Annotated in this window: 20 protein-coding genes and 4 pseudogenes; 9 read left to right on the top strand and 15 right to left on the bottom strand. The window is 51.8% G+C overall.

Features of this window, described 5'->3' with window-relative positions; all coding sequences use genetic code 11:
• Positions 1 to 144 precede the first annotated feature (144 nt).
• The 11 genes and pseudogenes from DB847_RS06175 to DB847_RS24795 form a co-directional block, all read right to left on the bottom strand.
• A complete protein-coding gene (locus tag DB847_RS06175; protein WP_108649899.1) occupies positions 145 to 648 on the bottom strand; it encodes a hypothetical protein in 504 nt (167 codons plus the stop codon).
• Positions 649 to 690: 42 nt separating this feature from the next.
• Positions 691 to 1,440 (bottom strand): SDR family oxidoreductase, encoded by a 750-nt coding sequence (locus tag DB847_RS06170; protein ID WP_108649898.1) that lies wholly within the window; start codon positions 1,438 to 1,440, stop codon positions 691 to 693.
• 370 nt (positions 1,441 to 1,810) lie between these two features.
• A complete protein-coding gene (locus DB847_RS06160; RefSeq protein ID WP_159084424.1) occupies positions 1,811 to 1,984 on the bottom strand; it encodes a hypothetical protein in 174 nt (57 codons plus the stop codon).
• A gap of 666 nt (positions 1,985 to 2,650) precedes the next feature.
• Entirely contained in the window at positions 2,651 to 2,986 is a 336-nt protein-coding gene (locus tag DB847_RS06155) for a 4a-hydroxytetrahydrobiopterin dehydratase (RefSeq protein ID WP_108649895.1), read from the bottom strand.
• A gap of 13 nt (positions 2,987 to 2,999) precedes the next feature.
• Positions 3,000 to 3,802 (bottom strand): annotated as a pseudogene (gene phhA, locus DB847_RS06150) (phenylalanine 4-monooxygenase).
• 40 nt (positions 3,803 to 3,842) lie between these two features.
• Complete coding sequence (gene maiA / locus DB847_RS06145) at positions 3,843 to 4,481, bottom strand: maleylacetoacetate isomerase (protein WP_108649894.1); 639 nt, start codon at positions 4,479 to 4,481, stop codon at positions 3,843 to 3,845.
• An 88-nt stretch (positions 4,482 to 4,569) separates the two neighbouring features.
• Positions 4,570 to 5,807: pseudogene (locus DB847_RS25430) on the bottom strand (Glu/Leu/Phe/Val dehydrogenase dimerization domain-containing protein).
• 112 nt (positions 5,808 to 5,919) lie between these two features.
• Positions 5,920 to 6,933, bottom strand: a complete 1,014-nt coding sequence (locus DB847_RS06135) for a fumarylacetoacetate hydrolase family protein (RefSeq protein WP_108649893.1) — start codon at positions 6,931 to 6,933, stop codon at positions 5,920 to 5,922.
• A 63-nt stretch (positions 6,934 to 6,996) separates the two neighbouring features.
• On the bottom strand, positions 6,997 to 8,037 hold the full coding sequence (gene hppD / locus DB847_RS06130; protein WP_108649892.1) for a 4-hydroxyphenylpyruvate dioxygenase: 1,041 nt from the start codon (positions 8,035 to 8,037) through the stop codon (positions 6,997 to 6,999).
• Positions 8,038 to 8,071: 34 nt separating this feature from the next.
• Entirely contained in the window at positions 8,072 to 8,728 is a 657-nt protein-coding gene (locus DB847_RS24800; protein WP_199911745.1) for a homogentisate 1,2-dioxygenase domain-containing protein, read from the bottom strand.
• Complete coding sequence (locus DB847_RS24795) at positions 8,725 to 9,234, bottom strand: hypothetical protein (RefSeq protein WP_199911744.1); 510 nt, start codon at positions 9,232 to 9,234, stop codon at positions 8,725 to 8,727. The genes DB847_RS24800 and DB847_RS24795 overlap by 4 nt, the downstream gene beginning before the upstream one ends.
• Before the next feature lie 215 nt (positions 9,235 to 9,449).
• Between DB847_RS24795 and DB847_RS24790 the strand changes: the two genes are divergently transcribed.
• The 9 genes from DB847_RS24790 (at position 9,450) to DB847_RS06090 (ending at position 16,748) form a co-directional block, all read left to right on the top strand.
• Entirely contained in the window at positions 9,450 to 9,944 is a 495-nt protein-coding gene (locus DB847_RS24790; protein WP_199911743.1) for a LysR family transcriptional regulator, read from the top strand.
• Between the two features lie 32 nt (positions 9,945 to 9,976).
• Positions 9,977 to 10,327 (top strand): LysR substrate-binding domain-containing protein, encoded by a 351-nt coding sequence (locus tag DB847_RS24785; protein WP_199911742.1) that lies wholly within the window; start codon positions 9,977 to 9,979, stop codon positions 10,325 to 10,327.
• A 10-nt stretch (positions 10,328 to 10,337) separates the two neighbouring features.
• On the top strand, positions 10,338 to 11,255 hold the full coding sequence (locus tag DB847_RS06115; RefSeq protein WP_199911741.1) for a LysR family transcriptional regulator: 918 nt from the start codon (positions 10,338 to 10,340) through the stop codon (positions 11,253 to 11,255).
• 79 nt (positions 11,256 to 11,334) lie between these two features.
• A complete protein-coding gene (locus DB847_RS06110; RefSeq protein ID WP_108649891.1) occupies positions 11,335 to 12,555 on the top strand; it encodes an acetyl-CoA C-acetyltransferase in 1,221 nt (406 codons plus the stop codon).
• A complete protein-coding gene (locus DB847_RS06105; RefSeq protein ID WP_199911740.1) occupies positions 12,552 to 13,220 on the top strand; it encodes a 3-oxoacid CoA-transferase subunit A in 669 nt (222 codons plus the stop codon). The genes DB847_RS06110 and DB847_RS06105 overlap by 4 nt, the downstream gene beginning before the upstream one ends.
• Positions 13,204 to 13,635, top strand: coding sequence for a CoA-transferase (locus DB847_RS06100; RefSeq protein WP_325049151.1), 432 nt, complete (start codon positions 13,204 to 13,206; stop codon positions 13,633 to 13,635). Before DB847_RS06105 ends, DB847_RS06100 begins: the two co-directional genes overlap by 17 nt.
• On the top strand, positions 13,605 to 13,865 hold the full coding sequence (locus DB847_RS26310) for a sugar phosphate isomerase family (RefSeq protein WP_325049150.1): 261 nt from the start codon (positions 13,605 to 13,607) through the stop codon (positions 13,863 to 13,865). Before DB847_RS06100 ends, DB847_RS26310 begins: the two co-directional genes overlap by 31 nt.
• Positions 13,866 to 14,148: 283 nt before the next feature.
• A complete protein-coding gene (locus DB847_RS06095) occupies positions 14,149 to 14,490 on the top strand; it encodes an IS630 transposase-related protein (protein WP_108649890.1) in 342 nt (113 codons plus the stop codon).
• A 698-nt stretch (positions 14,491 to 15,188) separates the two neighbouring features.
• Positions 15,189 to 16,748: a chitin-binding protein gene (locus DB847_RS06090; RefSeq protein ID WP_108649889.1), complete on the top strand. Its 1,560-nt coding sequence runs from the start codon at positions 15,189 to 15,191 to the stop codon at positions 16,746 to 16,748.
• A 216-nt stretch (positions 16,749 to 16,964) separates the two neighbouring features.
• Here the strand turns inward: DB847_RS06090 and mrcB are convergent.
• From mrcB to hrpB, 4 genes and pseudogenes are all read right to left on the bottom strand, one after another.
• A pseudogene (mrcB, locus tag DB847_RS26565) lies at positions 16,965 to 18,796 on the bottom strand (penicillin-binding protein 1B).
• 66 nt (positions 18,797 to 18,862) lie between these two features.
• Positions 18,863 to 19,024, bottom strand: a pseudogene (locus tag DB847_RS26560) (hypothetical protein); the annotation flags it as partial.
• A gap of 295 nt (positions 19,025 to 19,319) precedes the next feature.
• Positions 19,320 to 20,051, bottom strand: coding sequence for an ATP-dependent helicase C-terminal domain-containing protein (locus DB847_RS26305; RefSeq protein WP_456073089.1), 732 nt, complete (start codon positions 20,049 to 20,051; stop codon positions 19,320 to 19,322).
• Positions 19,967 to 21,772, bottom strand: coding sequence for an ATP-dependent helicase HrpB (hrpB, locus tag DB847_RS06080; protein WP_325049148.1), 1,806 nt, complete (start codon positions 21,770 to 21,772; stop codon positions 19,967 to 19,969). The genes DB847_RS26305 and hrpB overlap by 85 nt, the downstream gene beginning before the upstream one ends.
• Positions 21,773 to 21,780: the final 8 nt, after the last annotated feature.

The raw sequence follows: 21,780 nt of genomic DNA, 5'->3' as shown, positions 1-21,780 counted from the left end.
TCGCTCTGACAATCTCAGATTTGGATGCTACAATGGGTAATGGAAGATTACATAATGTCCCAACTTTTATTGTTACTTTACCGAATACTTGAATTTATTTTCATATGAATACCAGCCTCCTTACAAGTATCCTCTCCATTTTAATTAACCTTTATTTAATACGGTCACACATTTATCAGTAAAAGAAACATGACCATTATCTTTATGGCTAGCATCCTTCCAACATCCTTTACCATCTCTCGCATGTTCATCCCACATCATCAGAACATTATGGTAAGCATAACTATAATCATCTTTAGCTCCCGTGTCGTATTGCTCCCCGTTAGCATCATCAAATGTTGTATGCGTGTAATCAAATCTCATGGAATCACATAGATTCAACCCGCCTGTCTTGGAGTATGTTTTCTGAACCCCAACTGGTATTGATACCGTTATCTCTTTTTTCCATAATCCAGTAAGGCAGTGGACGTGCATGATGAAGCGTTGAATGTTTCTATAACTTGTCCTACTATCTTGACGGCAGAAAATATAATGACCCTCTTTGTCAATGCAGCGAGCATAAACAATGCTGTTCGATGACGCAAACGTATTAAATGAAAACCCAGCAATCACAAAAACACAAACAGCAAAAAACACTATTTTTCTCATAAAAACCTCTAAAAAAGCCCCTTATAAAAAGGGGCTAAATAGTTAAATTTGAGTTCTGCCGCCGTCTACGGTCAACTCTACGCCAGTTATGAAAGATGACTTTTCAGAAGCAAAAAACATGACTGCCTCGGCAATGTCGGTCGGATAGCCAAATCGTCCTACTGGGGTTTGCGTGACCGCCATTTCTTTGAAGCCGTTCATCTGCTCCTTGGTTAACCCTGTTTTGTCCAGCATTGGCGTTTCAATTGGGCCGGGACTAATAGTATTAACGCGGATCTTCTTAGATGCCAAATCACTCGTCAAAGTTCTACCAAGCGAGCGGACGGCAGCTTTGCTAGCTGAGTATACAGAGAAGTTAGGAACCCCGGTGCTCGCAACCGTTGAGCTGGTAAGGATGATTGAAGATCCTTCTGGCATTAGCGGTGAAATCTTTTGAACTGTAAAGAACGCGCCTTTGAAGTTTGCATTGACTACAGCATCAAATATTTCTTCTGAAACCATTTCAAACGGTAGCATCGGGGCAATACCCGCGCTTGAGAACAGGACATCAACACGACCATAAACCTCTTTAATGGTTGCGGCTGCTTGCTCCAGATCGTAAACACTGGCAACATCAACCTTCAAAGCCATGACATTAGAGCCGATTTCAGCAGCAGCTTTATCTAACGCTTCGGCTGTTCTGCTCATGATTACAACCTGGGCACCTTCTTTGTGAAATAATTTCGCTGTCTCCAGACCGATACCACTTGAACCACCAGTAATAACAACTACCTTATCTTTAAATTCACTCATCGGTATTTCCCTTATCCATTAGCTTCTTGGTTTAAGTTAGACAGTATGAAATGAATACACTTGAGTTCATGTGCATCAAGTCGAATGTCTGATTTTGGTTTATACAAATAGACATTTAGATCCTGTACATAATGAATATCCCCTATAATATCAGGGGAGTTCTCTTGTATATCTGTATAAACGAGTCCTGATTCGGATATGCGAATGCATCCAAACTCTTTTTCTTTAATCCAATTCATTATTTAATCACTGAATTAAAAATCGATTAGATCCAATCAAATATTGATTAGATTTCCTTAATCAACCACCCTGATATAATCTAAAGTACAGTCGTATGTTAGTTCAATAAATGATAAGCAAATTATAAGTCTCAGGTATGCTGGAACAGATCCATTTTCATAGTTTCAAAACGGTGAGTCACCTCACTCACCGTCATCCTTCCCTGAACAACCTCATCCATGACCTTCTCTATTCTTTTTATAAACTCAATGACAACGGGGTGTTCAGTAAAGTGCTCTTGCTGTTTACTCGGTACGCTGTTCATCTTCATCCTCACCCTTTATCTATAGGTGTAATTTTACAAATTCACTTAAGTTCAATTTAGGTATTCTTGCAAGTACCTTTCACGCATAAAAAGCGACCTTATTGGGCTACCAACAAGAAAATTTAAACAAAGCTAAAGGGCTGGTAACCTTGCCATACTTACCCTTCTTCCAGACTGATGTCCTAACAACTATCTTGTTCCACCCGGGCTACGTCGTCTCCTATCCCCTCCTTGGCAGGAGCAGATCATGACAAAAACATGAGATTCATCAATTTTCGAAAACTGATGGTATAGACTATCAAAGCTCATTTCAAGTTTCTTTAGAGCTAATTTCAAGCAACACTGAAGTGAGCGGGGTAAACTGGCAAAGCAAAGATGAGCAGCCATTAGAAAGCTTAGTCGCGAGAAGAGGCAGGTCAAATAGAAGAGTAGAGCAGGCTTGCGGGCTGAAACACTTGCCAACTACAGAAGCAAATCTGAAACGTAAACAGAGCCAAATATGAGAGTGTCGATGGTTCGAAAAATGATCTAGCCCAGATAATTTGGCTTAATTGAATCATTTGATGGGCAAGAGCATCCATCCACAAGACAGGTTATTGTCTCCGGATAAAAACCAGACAAATCGGTGAGCCACACTCATCCGAAGTGGGCTCACATCCGAAGTCATCAATCCAATAACAGATCACACTTAGCCGCACAGATAAAATCATTCTTATGCAGCCCCTGGATGCTGTGGGTCCACCAGGTTACTGTGACCTTCCCCCACTCGGTCAAAAGGCCCGGGTGATGCCCCTCCTGCTCGGCCATCTCGCCAACCCTGTTGGTAAAGGCCAGGGCCTGGCGAAAATTCTTAAATCGATAAACCCGCTCAAGCTGCTCTATCCCCTCTTTTACCACCAGCTTCCACTCGGGCAACTCCTGAAGGAACTGATCGAGTTCATTGCGATCCACCTTGGGAGCCCCGACTCTGCAAGCTTCACATTCTTGGGTGTTTAACGACATTTTTATCTCCTTATCATGAATTGGTGACTGGCTCGGCGGCTTCAAATCTCGGAGTGCGCAAACCAAGCGCCATCGCCCGATTGACCTCAGAGAGTAGCTCGCCACTACAAAATTTTTCGAGATCGGCTAACTGCTCCAACACGAAATAGACGGGTTGTACAATATCGATCCGATATGGGGTACGCAGGGCTTCTAATATATCCAGTGGCTGATGCACTGCGCCAGTGCTCTGTAGGCAGGACTGGGTCTCGGATGCAGAGGAGAGGATCCCGCCACCATAAATCCTTAGCCCTCTTGAGGAGTTAAGCAAGCCGAACTCAACGGTGAACCAATAGAGACGGGCAAGATAGGCACGCTCTTTGGGGATGCATTCAGGCCCAGTTGTCCGTACCAATGAGTGAACTTAGCGAAAGAGGGATGGGTCAGAAGCGGGCAGTGGCCATAGATCTCATGAAATATATCCGGCTCCTGAAGATAGTCGAGCTCTTCACGGGAGCGAATGAAGGTCGCAACCGGAAATTTCTTATTGGCGAGCAGCTTAAAAAAAGACTCAAAAGAGATGAGAGCCGGAACTCTGGCAACGCCCCAGCCCGTGGTGCGACTCAGCACCTGGTTAATTTCAGCCAACTGCGGAATTCGCTCAGTCGGCAACTTAAGCGTATCTAACCCCTCTAAAAACTCATCGCAAGCCCGCTCTGCCACCAGGCTGTTCTGCCGTGTGATCAAAAAGCTCCAGATCTGATCTTCAGACTCTGTATACGCGATAAGGCCCTTCTCATCCGGCTCTTTCGCAACATAATTACTCGCTTTAGACATATGGCTCTTCCCTGAAATCATTGGGTTACAAGATGGCCACTTAAGACACCAGCTGTGCATCCTGCTGCTGCTCTGGTATCGCATTGGCAAAGGCATCCAGCCGGTTACAACTCGATTCGATCCGGGTCAGATAAGGATACCGTTCAAGATCAAAACCAAAGCGCCGCGCATTGTATAGCTGAGGGATAAGATAGAGATCGGCCAGTGACAGCTGTGGGCCCAGGCAATAGGGGCCGCCAGGCATGACCTTGTGCTCTATCACCTCAAGACCCTTTTCAAGCCAGTGGAAATACCAGTCAAGCTTTCCCTCGGGAGAGATCCCTAAGGAGCCCTCCAGGTACTGTAGAACCCTGAGGTTATTGAGAGGGTGAATATCACAGCCGATGAGAGCCGAGATTTCGCGGGCCCTGGCCCGGGCCAAAGGATCGCGGGGTAACAGAGGCTCCCGGGGGTAGCTCTCCTCCAGGTACTCCAGGATGGCCGACGATTGCGTTAACAGAACCTCGCCATCCTCAAGGGCCGGAACCAGTCCCTGGGGATTAAGCTCCCTGTATGCCGCATCATGCTGCTCCCCCTGAGCTAAGTTGATGCTGCGCTGCTGATAACTAAGCCCCTTTAAATTAAGGGCGATCCTCACCCGGTATGCCGCGCTGGAACGCCAATAGCCGTATAAAATCATCTTCTTCCCCTCTGAGGTTCTCTCCTATCCCGGAAGCCATCGGCCAGCTCAGCCAATAAAGCCTCACCCATGCCTCCCGGGCACTGTCTTATCGCTCGTAATTGACTAAGGACTGCAGCGAAAGCTCAAAAGCCGTCTTGGCGATCTCCTGCCTGGAGGGTGAGTGACGAGCGCAACGAGCCAGCGCCTGATAGATGGTGTCGGACACGTCGCCAAAGATCCCCTCATCTGAGATATCAATGTCGCTTTGCATCAGATAAGCAAAGGCGCGAGCCATCCCACAGTTGGCGATAAAATCAGGTAACACGCTTACCTTTTGATCGGCATATTCATAGACAGGGCCGTAGAAAATCTCCTCATCACGAAAAGGTACATTGGCCCCACAGGAGATGAGCTCCAGCCCTCCTGAGATCAGGCGATCCAACTGTTCACGAGTCACCAGTTTGGAAGCCGCGCAAGGCAGGAAGATGTCGGCCTCCAGACCCCAGATCTTCTCGTTCATCTCGGCAAACCCGAGGCGATCCTTACTGGCGATGAGATTACCGTCCTTGTTTAAAAACAGCTCCTGAACCTTCTCTTGTGAGCAGCCCTGGTACTCAATGATCCCCCATCACGATCGATCACCCCGACCAGACTTGCCCCGAGTTTGGCAAGATAATAAGCAGCCGCGGCTCCCACATTCCCCCAGCCCTGCACAATCACCCGCTTACCTGTAAGCTCCCCTCCATAGAGGGCGTAATGGTGACGAATCGACTCGGCAACCCCCCAACCCGTGATGAGATCGGCAACCTTGTATTTACGGCTCGCATCCGGAGTAAAGCGGCTATCCTCGACAATCTTTGAAACCCCTAACCTGAGCTGGCCAACCTTCTGGATCTGCTCACTGGCAGTCGGGTTAAAATGACCATTGACTACCCCCTCCTGGGGATGCCACAGGCCGTACTGCTCGGTCAGGGGGATCACCTCATGCAGTTCATCAACATTTAGATCCCCACCCGTCCCGTAGTAGGCCTTAAGAATCGGCGCTACCGCCTTATACCAGCGCGCCAGCACCCCGGACTTGCGCGGATCACTGGGATCAAAATCGATCCCTGATTTAGCCCCGCCAATGGCGGGACCGGACACCGTAAACTTGATCTCCATCGTCTTTGCCAGGGCCTCAACCTCGGCGCGATCCAACCCTTTACGCATCCGGGTGCCGCCACCGGCGGCACCGCCCCGCAGGGAGTTGATGACGATCCACCCCTTGGCTTCGGTCTGAGAGTCATGCCATTCAAAGACAATTTCACAAGGGGTGTTTTCATAGCGGGTTAACAGTGTCTTCATCCAATCATTTCCTTATTGGGACGAGTCAGGCTCATCCTTAAGACAAAATAGCTATCACTTTCGGGAAAAGGCGCCCCGGGGACGCCAAAGAATATAAAGAGGGCCTTGAAGATTATTCGCAATAGGAGACCACTTGCTGATCAATTGCCCCGAAGATGCTCTCATTCCGGGCGTTGCGCATCTCAATACGCACCCTGTCGCCATAGCGCATGAAGGGGGTGCTCGGCTTGCCGGAATAGATGGTTTCTATCATCCGCACCTCTGCGATGCAGGAGTAGCCAATCCCCCCATTATGGATCGCCGACTCCGCATTGACCGGCTGCTTATTTGAAACTGTCCCCGAGCCAACGATGGCACCAGCGCCCAGCGGACGGGTTTTGGCCGCATGGGATACCAGCTCGGCAAAGTCAAAAGTCATATCCTTGCCGGCATCGGCCCTGCCAAAGGGTTCATTGTTAAAATCAACCTTCAGTGGCAGATGGACCTTGTAATCCTGCCAGGCATCCTCAAGCTCATCGGGAGTCACGGCAACCGGGGAGAACACACTCGATGGCTTAGAAACAAAAAAGCCAAAGCCTTTTTGTAGCTCAGAGGGTATCAGTCCGCGCAAAGAGACATCATTGACCAGCATCAGCAGCTTGATATGCTGGCCCGCCTGCTGTGCAGTCGTCCCCATGGGAACATCATCGGTGATAACAGCCACTTCACCCTCAAAGTCGATTCCCCACGCCTCACTCCCCAGCGGGATATCATCACAGGGGCCAATAAAGCTGTCCGAGCCCCCCTGATACATCAGGGGATCCTGGTAAAAGCTCTCGGGAACTTCGGCGCCACGCGCCCGGCGCACCAGCTCCACATGATTAACATAAGCACTGCCATCGGCCCATTGATAAGCTCTGGGAAGTGGAGAGCTGCACGCCCTGGGATCAAAGGCAAAGGCACCACTGAGCTCGCCTGTGTTGAGTTGCTGATAAAGCGCCTGTAATTGAGGCTCATAATGGCTCCAATCATCCAGAGCGGTCTGCAGGTTTGGCACCAGCTGTCCGACATGAACTGCTGATTTAAGATCCCTGGAGACCAGGATTAACTGGCCATCCCGGCCTCCCTTTAAGCTGGCTAATTTCATTAGACTTCCTTTATTGAGATACCACAAAAATGAATCGATAACCTCTGTTTCGGCTGAACCTTGTCAGATCACACCGCGCCGTTCCTGATCCCGCTCGATTGATTCAAACAGGGCCTGAAAATTCCCCTCACCAAACCCCTGATGCGCCTCTCGTTGAATAAGCTCGATGAAGATCGGGCCAAACAGGTTGCGGGTAAATATCTGCAGCAGGTAACCTTTTTCATCCCCATCCACCAACACCTGATGTTGCTGGATCCGTCTGTGGTCCTGCCTCACATTCGGTACTCTCTGGAATACGCTCTGGTAATAGTCATCATGAATATCCAGGGTCTCAATATTGCTTCCCTGCATCCTGTCCAGTGAATCCAAAAGGTCCCGAGAGCGAAACGCCAGGTGCTGGACCCCAGGGCCTTTATACTCATCGAGATATTCATCGATCTGATTGTTCTTATCATCCTTGCCCTGATTCAGCGGGATGCAGAAATTGCCACAGGGGGATTGCAGGGCGTAGGAGACCAACGCTGTTTTCTGACCCCGAATATCGAAATAGCGGATCTCGGTAAAGCCAAAGATCTCTTTGTAGAAATTCGCCCAATAATCCATGGTGCCTTTATGGACATTGTTGGTCAGGTGATCGACCTCGATAAATCCCTTCTCCTCAACATGGCAGGGATCATCGAGCATCACGAAATCCTCATCATAAATGCTTCCACGCTCTGCAAATTTATCGATAAAGTAGATGAGGCTATCCCCTATGCCATAGATGGCCGGATAAGGGAGATCCTTGCGGCAATCATCCGCAGCTTTCGCGCCACGCAACACCGCCTGCTCAAAGGCATAGTCGGCATCTTTTACTCGCCATCCCATAGAGCAGATCGCTGGCCCATGGGCCTTGGCAAAGGCGCTGGAGAACCCCTCTCGCTCCAGATTGAGCAAGAAGTGAATATCGTTTTGCTGATAGTAGAGAATATCCTTGCCCCGAAACTGCCTGAGCAGTGAAAAGCCAAAATCGCTAAAGATCTCGTGGATAAAATCAGCCTTGGGGGCCGCAAACTCGGTAAACTCGATGCCACACAGCCCGAGTGGATTCGCTTGTTCTATCATCTGTCTCTCTCCATAAAAGTCAGTCGCCAAAAGCTCATTGGGATTCAAGCCAGGATCGGTTGTAGTCTGCGACCATGCTTTTTTTGACATGCTCGGTTAACTGAAGGGGAGCAAAGGTGTCGATCATCACGGCGTATTCATGGGTCTCTTTTTTCCCGACCGACTCCTCGGTCTTTCCGGGCTGAGGGCCATGAGGAACCCCCTTTTGATGCAGGGTCAGGTAGCCGGCATCGATCCCGGTGCGGCTCATAAAGTCACCATGGACGTAGTAAAGCACCTCATCACTGTCGATATTGGAGTGATAGTAGGGAGCCGGGATCGCCTCGGGGTGAAAGTCATACAAGCGCGGCACAAAGTTACAGATCACGAAGTTTTGCGTGGTAAACAGCAGGTGAGTACTGGGGGGCTGGTGAATTTTACCAACCAGAGGGGCATAGTCATCGATATTAAAGGCCCAGGGATAGCTGTAGCCGTCCCAGCCCACCAGATCATAGGGGTGCCACTCCAGAGTCTGAACCTGGTATTTGTCACCAAACTTATGCACCAGCTGAAAAGCCCCCTGCTCAACCGTCGCCTGTTGCAGGCTTGGGGTACGGATATCCCGCTCGCAATAGGGGGCACTCTCCAGCATCTGCCCATATTCGTTGCGAAAATGCTTTGGTACCTCCACCATGGAAAAAGATTCGATCACCAATAACCGGACATTGGCATAGCTGTTGAATTTAAGCTGATAGGTGGTCCCCTCGGGATCACCAGATAATCCCAGCGCTTTATCTCCAACGTGCCGTATTCGCTATAGAGGGTCCCCTCCCCCTCATGAACAAACACCACCTCATCGGCATAGGCATTTCGATAAAACTGTTCGGTATCCGTTGTCACCCGGGCGGTGTAGATCGCCAGATCCTGGTTATAAAACTGCTTATTGCGCGCAGTAAAGAAGTTCCCTTCGCTATCGGCCAACCGGCTATCGAGCTTGTAGTTCTGCACCAGGGCATCGCTCCAGGCCTGCCCGTGATCTATGGAGAAGGACTCCATCGCCAGACTCTTGGTGGGCATATTATGGTGGTACTTATTGGAGTAAATGTTGGAAAAGCCATGGGTTGAAAACAGCTCTTCGCGATATAGCTCACCATCCTCTTTATAAAAGGTGATATGACGTTTGCCGGGAATTTCTCCCTGTTTCACGTAAAAGGGCATAGGGTGTTTCCAGGTTGACCAGGGGCATCCATATCACGCCCCAAGATGTTAATCATTTGTTATGCATTTAACCTAATTGCAAACACCCACAAAAAAAACAATAATGTTTTGAATATCTTCATCTGATTCTTTGATGAAGCTGAATTTTGTACGAGAAACTGGAACGAGAGGAGATCTCTGGCTGTTACTCCTCGCCCTTAAGCCGGGAGAGCAAAATGCGTTTTGATATCGAGGCCTTCAGAGTACTGGATCTGGTGATCCGCGAAGGTAGTTTTGGCAAGGCTGCCACCGCGCTGCATAAGGCACAATCAGCCGTGAGCTACCAGATGAAAAAGCTCGAGCAGCAGCTGGATGTCCCCATCTTCGATCGCAGCAGTTACCGGGCCCGGCTGACCCCTGCCGGCAGGGCGATCTGGAATGAAAGTAAGCGGATACTCCGCCATAGCAAACGCCTTGAAGCGCTCGCCAAACACTATACCCAGGGCTGGGAGCCCACCCTGGAGCTGGTGATCGATGAGTCTTTGCCCATGGAGCCCGTCATGCGGGCCCTGAAGAGGCTCTCTGATCAGGAGGTGCCAACCCGAATCCAACTCAAGGTTGAGGCTCTGGGCGGCGTCCAGATGCGCTTTACCCTGGATGAAGCGGACATGATGCTGGTTAAGGATTATCACCCGACCCCTTACCTTAAGGCCCTGCCTCTCCCCCGGTGACAGTGGTACTAACCGTCTCCCGGGAACACCCATTGGCCAGGCTATCCGAAGTGACTCAGGAGCAGCTGCTGGGTCATGTCGAGCTCACCATCCATGACTCGGGCGATACGCACAAGCAAAAGCTCGATGAGTTGCAATTTGGCGGAGATCGGGTCTTTTACATGCACAGTTTTCAGAGCAAGAAAACGGCGCTGATGATGGGGATGGGATTTGGCTGGATGCCCCTTTACCTCATAGAGCAGGAGCTAAGAAACCGCGAGCTGGTCGAGCTGAACCTCCTCTCCGGTTCCCGCTTCTCTTTTACGCCTCAGCTTGTCTACCCCTACGACCGTCCCCAGGGAAAAGCGGGCAAGATGATCACCGAGCTGCTCGTCACTCAATAAGAGTCTCTCCATGATGTTAGATAAAATGGCTTTTTTTGTATGCGCCATCCGCAGCGGTTCCATCTCCGCCGCGGCCCGTAAGTTTGAGCTGTCGGTCTCTGCCGGAAGCCGCTGGCTCCGGGAACTTGAGCAGCACTTCGGGATGTCCCTGTGCCGGCGTAGCAACCGCTTACTCACTCCCACCGCAGCCGGGCAGAAACTGCTCGATGACTTCTCTCCCCTGGTGGACAGATCAGAGCAGCTTTGCCGGGCCATGCAGGACTATCAAAGCCATGACAAAGGCCAACTCAACCTCATCTGCACCCCGGTCTATGCAAACCACTACCTGATGGAGAAAGTCAGTTGCTATCTTATGGATCATCCACAGGTTCTCATCAATCTCAAGATCACCCCCTGGGCCTTGGATCTTGCCGATGAGGCAGATCTGATGATCAGCGCCAATGCCAATTACCAGGGTTATCGGGAGAAAGATCTTCACCTGGTACGCAGGGAGATCATGCGCTCGCCCTTTGTCATGGTCGCCGCTGCAAGCTATCTGGCTCGGTGTGGGGCTCCCAAGACGCCGCAGCAGCTAGCTCAGCACCAGTGTCTGTTTGCCAGCACCCTGACCGGCAGCAATGAGTGGATCTTCAAACAGGAGGATGAGGTTCAGATCATCAAGGTTCCCAAGTCACTGGAGGTCAACGACAGCGATCTGCTGCTGAAAAGCGCCAGGCTGGGAGCCGGCATCGCTTACCTTCCGAAGTTTCTGGTCAAAGATGAGATTGAAAGCGGGAGCCTTATCCCCCTGCTCACAGAGTATGAGACCAGTGACTGGAGCCTTAATCTTTACTATCACCCGCCAGCCAAGGCCTCCCCATCGCCAGCCACTTCAAGGAGTTCTTACTCGCCCGGCACAAATAAGGTGCTTTGCATTTTTGAGAACTGACTTTGAATTTTTAGGGGTAACAGCGCGCACTCTATCCACCTAGAATGAATTAACATTTAGTTAACATTGAGATTCCAGGATGGAAAAGGTTTATATCCTGGGGGCCAAACGCACCCCCATGGGCAACTTCAACGGCGCCCTCTCCTCACCAAGCGCAGCAGAGCTCGCAGCGGTCGCCATTAAGGAGGCGCTCTCCCAAAGTGGCCTTAATCCCCAAAGTATTGATGAAGTCATTGCCGGACACGTGCTGAGTGCCGGCAGTGGCATGGGGCCTGCCCGGCAGGCAGCCATGGCCGCCGGGATCCCCGAACAAACTCCAAGCTACAGCCTCAACATGGTATGCGGAAGCGGGTTAAAGGCCGTCATGGATGGAGCAGGCCATATCCAGTGCGGACAAGCCGAGCGGGTCATCACCGCCGGCATGGAAAGCATGTCCCAGGCGCCCTTCATCCTGAGCCCTGCGATCCGCAGCGGCGTTCGCCTGGGCCACCAAAATGCCCTGGACAGCCTGTTAAAAGATGGCCTGACCGATGTGTTCAATCAATACCATATGGGAGTCACCGCAGAAAATATCGCCCGGGAACTCCAAATAAGCCGGGCAGAGCAAGACCGATTTGCCCTGCTAAGCCAGCAAAAAGCCGCCATCGCCATTGAGGCAGGACACTTTTCACAAGAGCTGGCAAGCGTTTCCTACACTGCCCGGCGTAAGCTGCATACGATAACCACCGATGAGGCACCCAGGACCCAAACCACCTTCCAGGCGCTTCAATCCCTAAGACCCGCCTTTGAAGAGGATGGAAGTATCACCGCGGGCAATGCCTCGGTTATCAGTGATGGTGCCTCCGCCATAGTGCTGGCCTCTGAAACCGCCACCCGACAGCAGGGGCTCACTCCCCTGGCGGAGGTGGTGGGCTATGCCCAGGCGGGTGTCTCACCCAAACTCATGGGACTCGGTCCGGTTCCTGCCATTCATAAGGCATTGGAAAAAAGCGGGCTCAAACTCGACGAGATCGACTGCTTCGAGCTCAACGAAGCATTTGCGGCCCAATCCCTCGGGGTGATCAGGCAGTTAAGTGAGCAGCATGGGGTCGAAGAAAAATGGCTCCTCGAGCGAACCAATCTGAGCGGGGGTGCCATTGCCCTGGGTCACCCCCTGGGATCGTCCGGTAATCGGATCCTGACCACTTTGGTCTATCAGCTGCATCGTAACCAACTCGATTATGGCCTCGCCTCCCTGTGTATCGGCGGTGGAATGGGAGTTGCTCTCATCATCAAACGCTGTCCCCCGGAGGTGCAATGAATAAGCAAATCGATAAGGAGCAGCTATTCTCCTGTTTCAAAGATGGTATGACGGTGATGATCGGTGGCTTCATGGGCAATGGCGCCCCGGAAGGTCTGATCGATCTGTTGCTCGAATCCAAAGTCCGGGAGATCACCCTGATCAGCACGGATACCGCCTTTGAACAGATCGGATCGGGGCGACTCATCAGCGCCAAGCGGGTGAGCCGGCTCATCGCCTCTCACATAGGTCTGAATCCGGAAACCGGGCGACAGATGAACAGCGAAGAGCTCCATGTTGAACTGGTTCCCCAGGGAACCCTGGCCGAGCGGATCCGCTGCGCCGGAGCCGGCTTAGGTGGATTTCTCACTCCGACCGGACTTGGCACCCTGGTCGCCGAATCAAAACAGACTCTGCGAGTTGAGGGAAAAGAGTACCTTCTGGAGACGCCTCTTTTTGCCGACCTGGCTCTTATCAAGGGAAGCCAGGTCGATCCCTGTGGGAACGTGTTTTACCGGGGGACCACTCAGAACTTTAATCCCCTGATGGCAACCGCAGCCAACAAGGTCATTGTCGAGGCGGGCGAGTTAGTTGAAACGGGGGGATCCAGGCTGAAGCGGTTCACACTCCGGGGCTCTATGTCGACCACATCTATCAGGGAGAGGAGCTATGACTGCAGTAGATAAACAACTCATACGTCGGCGCATCGCAAAGCGAGTGGCCAAAGAACTCCACGATGGTGACATAGTAAACCTTGGAATCGGTCTGCCTGCCCTGGTGGCCGATGAGGTTGATAGCTGTATCCAGATCCTGCTGCAATCTGAAAATGGTCTGCTGGGCATCGATGCCCTCGCCGAGGGAGAGGATGTCGATGAACACATAGTCAATGCCGGAGGTCAGCCGATCACGGCCAGGCAGGGAGCCAGCTTTTTTAACAGCGCCGATTCGTTCGCGATTATTCGTGGCGGTCATGTGGATGTGACCGTGCTCGGCGCTCTGGAAGTGGATCAGCATGGCAACCTGGCAAACTGGATCATTCCGGGGAAGATGGTCCCGGGCATGGGGGAGCCATGGATCTGGTGGTTGGAGCCCGAAAGGTGATCGTTGCCATGGAGCATTGTGCCCGGGGCAAGGTAAAACTCCTCAAGCACTGTACCCTGCCCCTGACCGCGGCCCGCCAGGTCAACCTAGTGATCACCGAACTTGGAGTGATTGAGATCATTGATGAAAGGATGCATCTCATTGAGATCGCCCCTGATACCAGCATTGAGGAGATCCAGGCCCTTACCGAGGCTGAGCTCATCATTTCTCCCAACCTCAAGCCGATGTGATCTAAAAATCTCTGTAAGAACTCATGTGCCTGAGCAAGCTGATGCGAAGGCACATCTCCCAGAGCATGCCCTTGCTCCAGGTTCTATGTATCGGCAATCAGCCTCCCAGTACACAGCTAACCTATCCTGCCCCTTACCCTGGACAAGCCTGGTATCTCACCTCGAAAACATCGATGGCCAACAGACCTCAAATTTTTGAAAGATTTTCAGGATAATTAGACTCATTTGAGTTTAACTCTAACCTATTTGTGAGACCCTAGAAGCTTTACCAAAGGAAGGATTAATGCCTAAAGCATTCAGTCAGGATCTTCGGGACAGAGTCATCCAGGCCGGACTAAGGGGTAGCTCTGCAGCAGATGCAGCCCGCAGGTTTGGAGTCAGCCACTCGGCGGCAGTCAAGTGGATAAGGCGTGCTAAAACCGGAGAGTGGTCAGCCCGCCAACAGGGAGGACACCGACGCTCTCAGTTTGACAAGTATCATGACTACCTGTCAGCCCTCATTCAACAGCAGCCGGATATCACCCTTTACGAACTACAGGCACGATTGCAAAAGAGTTATCAGGTGAAGGTTGGTATCTCCACGCTCTGGGGATGGCTCAGGCGATCCGGATTGAAGTACAAATAACAAGCAAAATGGTATTCGGGACCGCAGCAGCAATGGCTTGTTGCTGTCCCGGAGTTTCAAAAGCTATGCTGCCTACTGAAATACAGATTGCTTTAAATAGCTGACCCTATTACCGCTACATCTGTTGATGTGTGACCGCAGACACGCTATGAATCCATCCATGGAAGCTCCACCACGTCATCCATGACGTACAGGGTCTGCTTATTCACACTTCAACAGCTGCCCAAGTGTTCCACTACTTGGGACAGTTATTTAATCTTAAATAGATTAATTTTAATATGTGACTCATCAAAATACAGACTAGGAGATTAAGATATATTTTAATCCACCACATTACCTCATAAAGATAAACCAAATCATCCAATAAAAATAACCTGATAATAATAGATGAACCACATTAAAAATAAATACAATTAAATTGAAAGTATCTATCTATGGGAATGTTTCCATAGAGGAAAAACAACAACACTGTAGATTAATTATGGTTTTCCCATATATTTGACATGAGTCACACTATCCTTAAATTAAACTCAAGCCCTATTGATTTAATCTGAGTGCGACAGAATAATAACACTTAATTCGCAAGGTGAATTTTCTATAGGTGCGAATTTAAACTCTAACCACATTATATCTGACATGGGGCTTGTCCATTCTGGTTAACCCTCGTATGGCATTATATTTTGAAAGGAATCATTCAAATGCGTTTATTATTACCGACACTGGTGAGTCTCGCCTGTATCACCTCTGCCTTAAGTGCTCAGGCTACCCAAGAAAATCAAACACTTGACTTTGCAACAAAGGGGGCAACAGTGAATACAACTCAGCCCATTCCAACTGAGAATGTGATAGTTCATCATGTCACTTTCCATTATTCAGACAATCAAAAATCCATCGACCTGTTTAATTTAGGAACCCCGTATGCAAATACCACCATCATCTCGAACCTCATAGCAGGTGTGATGTATGGCCACCTTCTCCATGAAAAGCACCCCACACTGGAATTTAATAAGGACTACCTCTATGGAAGCATACTAGGACAGTTATTGCAGGAGGGCGGCTTGGGTGATGAGGTCATTAATACCGAGTTTAATCCGGATGCAGCAACCCAGGCCATTAATAATCCATCTAAAAAAACTAGTTATTTGACCTCGGGTCAGGGTGGCCCCTATCAAATTAATGACTATGCCAAGCGCCTTCCCGATAATAATCCTAATGATGGTTCTCTGGGTTTAATTAACTACGATGCAGTGCGTACCACTCTGGGCTATAGCATTAATGATCAGGACAACTTGATTCAAACTAATAAAACAGGTCCTGACGCACTGGATGATATCTATTTTGGGCCGATGGCAACAGCCTTCTACCACTTTAACGATCTTAACCGGATGCAAACCCTTGCAAGTAATAGTTGGTATAAGTATCAGGCGAAATGGCTTCAGTGCTTTAACAATATCAATGACCCATCCCTGGCCAATACCAACGGCGATCGCCTGACCGATGTCGTCATGAATGTGGTCTATAATGCTGGCTCCTATAGCACTCCACTGGAAAGCTATCTGGATGTTTGTGATAGCGAAAATACCAATGCCCTGGCTCATTTGAATGATTACAACCTGGATCCGATGGATTACCGTGACGCAATCGGCTCTAAAGATAAAGATCGCGGAAAAGATACCTACTATCGCTATACTCGTCAGGTCTCTTTCTATGCCGATCAACTCTATGGAAAAGATCTGAGCCCGTACAACCTGAAGGTGACCAATGATATTCAATTTACTCTGGATAACATCCGGAGCGTCTTTATCAAGGTTATGGACCAGCTCTCCTATAAAGACCCGGCGAGTGGAGAATTACAACTTATCACCCAGTCCCAGGCGAAGACTGCGTTCGCACAGGCGCAAAAAGCCCTAATTGACACAGAGGTGAACAAGTTCCAGATAAACAATAAGGCAAGCCGCCAGCAGATGTTCACTCTGATCAATGAATCGATTAGCAATCTCGAAAAATCGACAGGCAGCCCTTTTAGCAGGGTCACGGTACGAGGTGATTTCACCCCAACCCCCTACGATGGAAGTGCACCCTATAAGGCGGGGGATTATGTCTATGTGGGTGATAAATCGAATGTCTACCAATGCATAGTGAGCGAGTGGTGCTCAGATAGCCAACATAGCTATGGAGGTATATACGCTTTACCCGATGGCTCAAGCTGGGATGTTGCCTGGGTTAAGCTCCCCAAGCCTGAAGCTTCGTCGTTTTAATCCGGGATCAAAAGTGTATTCCAGCTTTGTGAGCTGCGGACTGTTGTGCCAGAAGCACATCGCAGACAGCTTTTGATTACTTTTGGCGGTACAAAAGTAATGTGCTGCCGCCCCCCCGGCTCCTGTCACGAAGCCACATTCGATAGCCATCCGCAGGATAAAAAACAGCCGCCTACTGGCGGCTGTTTCTATAGCGAGAAACCGGGGAATGGCCCGTTAGCCAAACAGCTTATTCCACCAGCTGCGGGCCGAGCTGCCATCACAGCTGACTTCCGGCTCCAGCTTACTGCTACGCACCGGCAAACGCACCGAGTCCGAGCAGCCTGCAGCCACATGGGCACCGGTCACCTTAGAGAACTGAGCCCACTCCACCCCCTGAGGAACATTAAGCTCCAGCGAACTCACTCCCCTGAGCTTGAAATAACCGGCAAACAAACGCAGCGCTCCCGCAGCTCCGGTCAGCTTGACACTCTTATTATCATCATGGCCAACCCAAACACTCACTAGTTCACGATTATCCGCCCCTGCAAACCAGGAGTCTCGAAGCTTATCCGAGGTCCCGGTCTTCCCCGCCAGCCGCTTGCCAGGAAAACGCCACTTGAGATAACGCCCCGTTCCCTCTTTGATCACCTCAGTCATATTGTAGAGATCCAGGAAGGAGACCTGGGGAGAGAAGATCCGCTTGGTAATATCATGGCGCTGCCAGACCACATTCCCCTTACGGTCGGTCACCTCCCTCAGGGCCGACAGCGGCTGATACAGGCCACCGGTCAGCAATGGCTGGTAAAGCTGGTTCATCTCAAGGGGTGACAGGGGCAAAGAACCCAGCAGCAGGGATGGATAGGGGTTGATCGAATGCTCAACACCAAGCTGGTGCAAAACATCCACCAGCTTATTGACTCCAACCGCCATCCCCAAACGTACCGTGGGCACATTCAGCGACTTTGCCAGCGCCTCGTAAAGCAGCACCTGCCCACGGAACTTGCGATCATAATTTCGCGGACGCCACTCTCCCCCACTGCTGCTCTTGAGCACCAAGGGCTCATCCTGCAGGGGAGAAGATAACCGATAACCGTTCTCCAGTGCAGTCGCATACACCAGAGGTTTGATCAATGATCCTATGGGGCGGCGAGCATCCAGTGCCCGGTTAAACCCGGCATAGTGAGGATCACGCCCCCCAACCACAGCCGTCACTTCGGCGCGCCGCCAATCACTCACCACCATGGCTGCCTGCAGGTTCTTAAGACCCCGGGCCTTCTCCAGAGCCTTGATCTTGCTGCTCACCGCCTGCTCGGCCGAATGTTGGGCGATGGGATCCAAGCTGGTAAATACCCGCAATCCTGAGCTGTCCTTGAAGCGATCCCCAAGAGATTTATAAAGCTCATCTTTGACCAGATCGATAAAGCCCGGGGTCTTGGAGAACGCCATCTTACCCCGCTCGATCACCCCCAGAGGCTTGGCGACCGCCGCCTTATACTGAGCTGGGGTCAGATCGCCCTGCTCGGTCAAAAGACGCAACACCAGATCCCTGCGGTGAATCGCCCGCTTGGGATTACGCCAGGGATCATAGTAGGAAGGGCCTTTGACCAATCCCACCAGCAGCGCGATCTGCTGCACCTCAAGCTCACTCAGGGGGCGACCAAAATAAAAGTAGGACGCCAGGCCAAACCCATAGACACCACGTGCATAGTTCTGCCCGAGGTAAACCTCATTGAGGTAGCTCTCGAGGATCTCATCCTTGCTATACCTGTGCTCCAGCAATACCGCCATGTAGGCTTCATTAAATTTACGCCACAGGCTGCGCTGGCGGGTCAGGAAGAAGTTTTTAACCACCTGCTGGGTCAGGGTGCTCCCCCCTGCACCGTATGCCCGGCCCTGAGGTTGGCCAAAAATGCCCGGGCGATCGCTTCGGGGGAGATCCCACCATGCTGGTAGAAGTCTCGATCCTCCACCGCTAGCAGGGTTTTCACTAACATGGGGGGAACCTGTTTAAAGCGCACCATGATCCGATCCTGAAGCTCACCAAAGGTGATCCGCGCCAGCAGCACAGGATCCAATCGCGCATAGCCAACCTGGGATCCGCTGTTAGGGTCCTGAATGGCCGATAACTCATCATTATCAAAGCTCAGCAACAAGCGCCGACCCGGCTCATAGCCATCGGGAAAAGTAAAGGGACGCCGGTACAATTCAATCCGGGTACTGGATGCGGAGAATTCGCCGGGACGCATCGGGGTGCGAACCTTACGGTAGTTGAGAAGCTTAAGCTCCCTGAGCATCTGTGGGACACTGAGCTTTTGTCCCGGATAGAGCTCAAGCCCCCGGCTGTAGACCTGGGCCGGTAACTGCCACTTTTCGCCATCAAAACGCTGGCGAATCTGCCCGTCCAGGTAAATGCCATAGATCACCAGCGCCGCGATCCCGACCACAGCTAACTTCAGACAGGTCATCCAGAAGCGGCGCTTAAAACTGCGTGGATTCTTCCCCTTACCTTTCTTCCCCTTGCCTGAGCGGCGAGAACTCTTTTTCGGGGCTGCCTTAGCCTTGGTTCGTTTTACCGGGGCTTTTTTCTTACTATCGGCCACTTGATTGCTCCAGATGTTTCTTCAATCGCCTTGTTGGCTCTGCAGTCAGAGGATCTTCAGGCCAATAATGTTTGGGGTAGCGCCCCCGCATCTCTTTTCGCACCTCAGTATAGGCGCCCTGCCAGAAAGAGCGCAGATCTGAGGTTCGTTGCAGCGGTCGGCGGGCAGGTGACAAGAGATCCACCACCACGGCCACTCGTCCCTCGGCTATCCGTGGGCTATCCACCTGCCCCAGCATCTCCTGAAGTTTTACGGCCACCAGCGGGGCCTGCCCCATCTGATACTCAATCCGAGCCCTGCTCCCGGTCGGTGTCTCAAGACTCTCAGGCAGCAACTCATCCAAACGGGCGCTCAGCGGCCAGCCCAGCCAGTCACGCAGCAAAGATTTAAGCTTGAGTGATTTAAGCTGCTCCAGACGGCTCATCCCATCCAGGGCCGGTAGTAACCACTCACAAGCCTTTGTCATCAGGGAATCCGCAGCCATGGCCTCAAACCCAAGATCACTAAGCCACTCGCCAGCGCAACAGATCCGCTGCCAGTATTGCTGACTCTGGGTGTCCCAGGGCAGTACCGACTCGCCCAGTTCACGAACCCCCTCCAGCAAACACTGGGCCTTCTGCTGTGGGTTCAGCTCGGTTAAAGGCCTGCGCTGCAATACGATCCGCCCGAGACGGCGCTGAACCTCAGCCCGTACCCGCTGTGCCTGAGCATCCCACCCCAGCTCCTTGTGCTCACTAAAAAGGGCCGGCAGTTCACTCTCAAGGAGAGCCAACTCAACCGGTTGCGCCCCAAAGATACGGACCGAGTCACCGCTACGCCGCAGCTCTGCCACCACCAGCCAGGGCTCCCCTGAAGAGCGCTATCCCGACTGAGTTCGCCCTGGATCCCTGAGCTCAGCTGATACCTGTGTTGCGCAAGGCGGCTAATCCGGTCCGGGTAGGCGATCGCTAATAAAAGAGCGATCCACTCGCCTCGGTATCGCTTCGTCGTCACCCCGAGCTTGTCAAACCAACGCCGGGCATAAGGTGTCAGGCGGGGTAGTTGCTTACCTATGCTGACGGACAGGGGCTCACCACTGCCGGTGATCCCAAGCTCCAGTGCCGCCAAAAGATAACAGGCATCACCCAGGATCCCCGGACACTCCGAGGCCCGGCTTTGGGCTTCAATGAGCATATAGCCGAGTCTTGGGTGGGCTCCAAGCGCCGCGACTCGTCGTCCCAGGGAGGATAAGATACCGCGCTTATCCAGCAGCTCAAAACGCTCAAGGAGCTGCCGGGCATGTTGAAGGTGTGCCCCGGGTGGCTGCTCAGGAAGTGGCAGCTCACAAACAGAGCTTCCCCACAGAGCCGCCTCCAGCACCAGCTGGCAAAGTTCATTGCGTGATATCGCGGCGGGGCGCTGTGCCTCAAGCCGCTGATGCTGTTGCTGCTCCCACAGCCGGTAGCAATCTCCCGGCCCCAGACGCCCGGCGCGCCCGGCTCTCTGATGGGCCGAAGAGCGGGAGATCTGTCGCTGCTCCAGAGCTGCTATCCCATCCCGGGCCGAAAAGGCCTCCCGACGCTCCAGACCACTATCCACCACCCAATGTACCCCCTCTATGGTCAGGGAGGTCTCTGCGATATTGGTGGTCACCACCACTTTACGCCGCCCTTCCACACAGGGACGTATCGCCTGCTGTTGTTTCTCGAAAGGGAGTCGCCCATACAGGGGGCAAAGCAGGATGGTTTGAGAAACCCGGGGCTCCAGCCATTCCACCAGCCGAAGAATCTCAAGTTCACCGGGCAGAAAGACCAGACCGTCCCCCTGCAGTGCGTTCAGCGCTTCCAGCACCACAGCTCCAATCGCCGGGATCAGTGGCTGCTGACGATTCCAGGGGCGATAGTGATGAGTCACCGGGTGCAGCCGTCCATCACAGCTAAGGGTCTGCGCCTCGGGCAGTAAACGCCTTAGCAGTGCGTCATCCAGGGTCGCAGACATCAACAGCAACTTAAGCTCTGGTGCAAACACCTGCTGTGCTTCCAGGGTAAACGCCAGTGCCAAATCGGCCTGCAGGCTTCGCTCATGGAACTCATCGAAAATCACCAGGCCGATCCCCTCGAGCTCGGGATCTTGTTGTAGCATTCGGATAAGGATCCCCTCGGTGACCACCTCCAACCGAGTTGCTTTGCTCACCCGGGTTTCACCCCGTACCCGATAGCCTACCTGTTGGCCGGGCTTCTCTCCGAGCTGCTCAGCAAGGCGCTGGGCAACGGCACGGGCAGCCAGGCGCCGAGGCTCCAGCATCAATAGTTTTTTACCAGAGAATTTTGGATCGGCCAGTAGTTGCAAAGGCAGCCAGGTTGATTTACCTGAACCAGGTGGCGCCTGCAATATCACCTGCTCATGTTGTTTTAATGCGCTCAGCAAGGCTGGTACAATCTCAGCCACCGGTAAATCAGTCAAATCTGGAT

The organism is Dongshaea marina, assembly GCF_003072645.1.
GTDB classification, from domain to species: Bacteria; Pseudomonadota; Gammaproteobacteria; order Enterobacterales; family Aeromonadaceae; genus Dongshaea; species Dongshaea marina.
The sequence above is the reverse complement of the archived record's forward strand: the minus strand, read 5'-3'. Positions and strand labels throughout refer to the sequence as shown.

Bases quoted from the DNA above. Each gene is read 5' to 3' on its own strand.
- DB847_RS06175 (WP_108649899.1), bottom strand. From the start codon at position 648: ATGAGAAAAATAGTGTTTTTTGCTGTTTGTGTTTTTGTGATTGCTGGG.
- DB847_RS06170 (WP_108649898.1), bottom strand. From the start codon at position 1,440: ATGAGTGAATTTAAAGATAAGGTAGTTGTTATTACTGGTGGTTCAAGT.
- DB847_RS06160 (WP_159084424.1), bottom strand. From the start codon at position 1,984: ATGAACAGCGTACCGAGTAAACAGCAAGAGCACTTTACTGAACACCCC.
- DB847_RS06155 (WP_108649895.1), bottom strand. From the start codon at position 2,986: ATGTCGTTAAACACCCAAGAATGTGAAGCTTGCAGAGTCGGGGCTCCC.
- maiA (WP_108649894.1), bottom strand. From the start codon at position 4,481: ATGATTTTATACGGCTATTGGCGTTCCAGCGCGGCATACCGGGTGAGG.
- DB847_RS06135 (WP_108649893.1), bottom strand. From the start codon at position 6,933: ATGAAATTAGCCAGCTTAAAGGGAGGCCGGGATGGCCAGTTAATCCTG.
- hppD (WP_108649892.1), bottom strand. From the start codon at position 8,037: ATGATAGAACAAGCGAATCCACTCGGGCTGTGTGGCATCGAGTTTACC.
- DB847_RS24795 (WP_199911744.1), bottom strand. From the start codon at position 9,234: ATGCCCTTTTACGTGAAACAGGGAGAAATTCCCGGCAAACGTCATATC.
- DB847_RS24790 (WP_199911743.1), top strand. From the start codon at position 9,450: ATGCGTTTTGATATCGAGGCCTTCAGAGTACTGGATCTGGTGATCCGC.
- DB847_RS06115 (WP_199911741.1), top strand. From the start codon at position 10,338: ATGATGTTAGATAAAATGGCTTTTTTTGTATGCGCCATCCGCAGCGGT.
- DB847_RS06110 (WP_108649891.1), top strand. From the start codon at position 11,335: ATGGAAAAGGTTTATATCCTGGGGGCCAAACGCACCCCCATGGGCAAC.
- DB847_RS06105 (WP_199911740.1), top strand. From the start codon at position 12,552: ATGAATAAGCAAATCGATAAGGAGCAGCTATTCTCCTGTTTCAAAGAT.
- DB847_RS06100 (WP_325049151.1), top strand. From the start codon at position 13,204: ATGACTGCAGTAGATAAACAACTCATACGTCGGCGCATCGCAAAGCGA.
- DB847_RS26310 (WP_325049150.1), top strand. From the start codon at position 13,605: ATGGATCTGGTGGTTGGAGCCCGAAAGGTGATCGTTGCCATGGAGCAT.
- DB847_RS06095 (WP_108649890.1), top strand. From the start codon at position 14,149: ATGCCTAAAGCATTCAGTCAGGATCTTCGGGACAGAGTCATCCAGGCC.
- DB847_RS06090 (WP_108649889.1), top strand. From the start codon at position 15,189: ATGCGTTTATTATTACCGACACTGGTGAGTCTCGCCTGTATCACCTCT.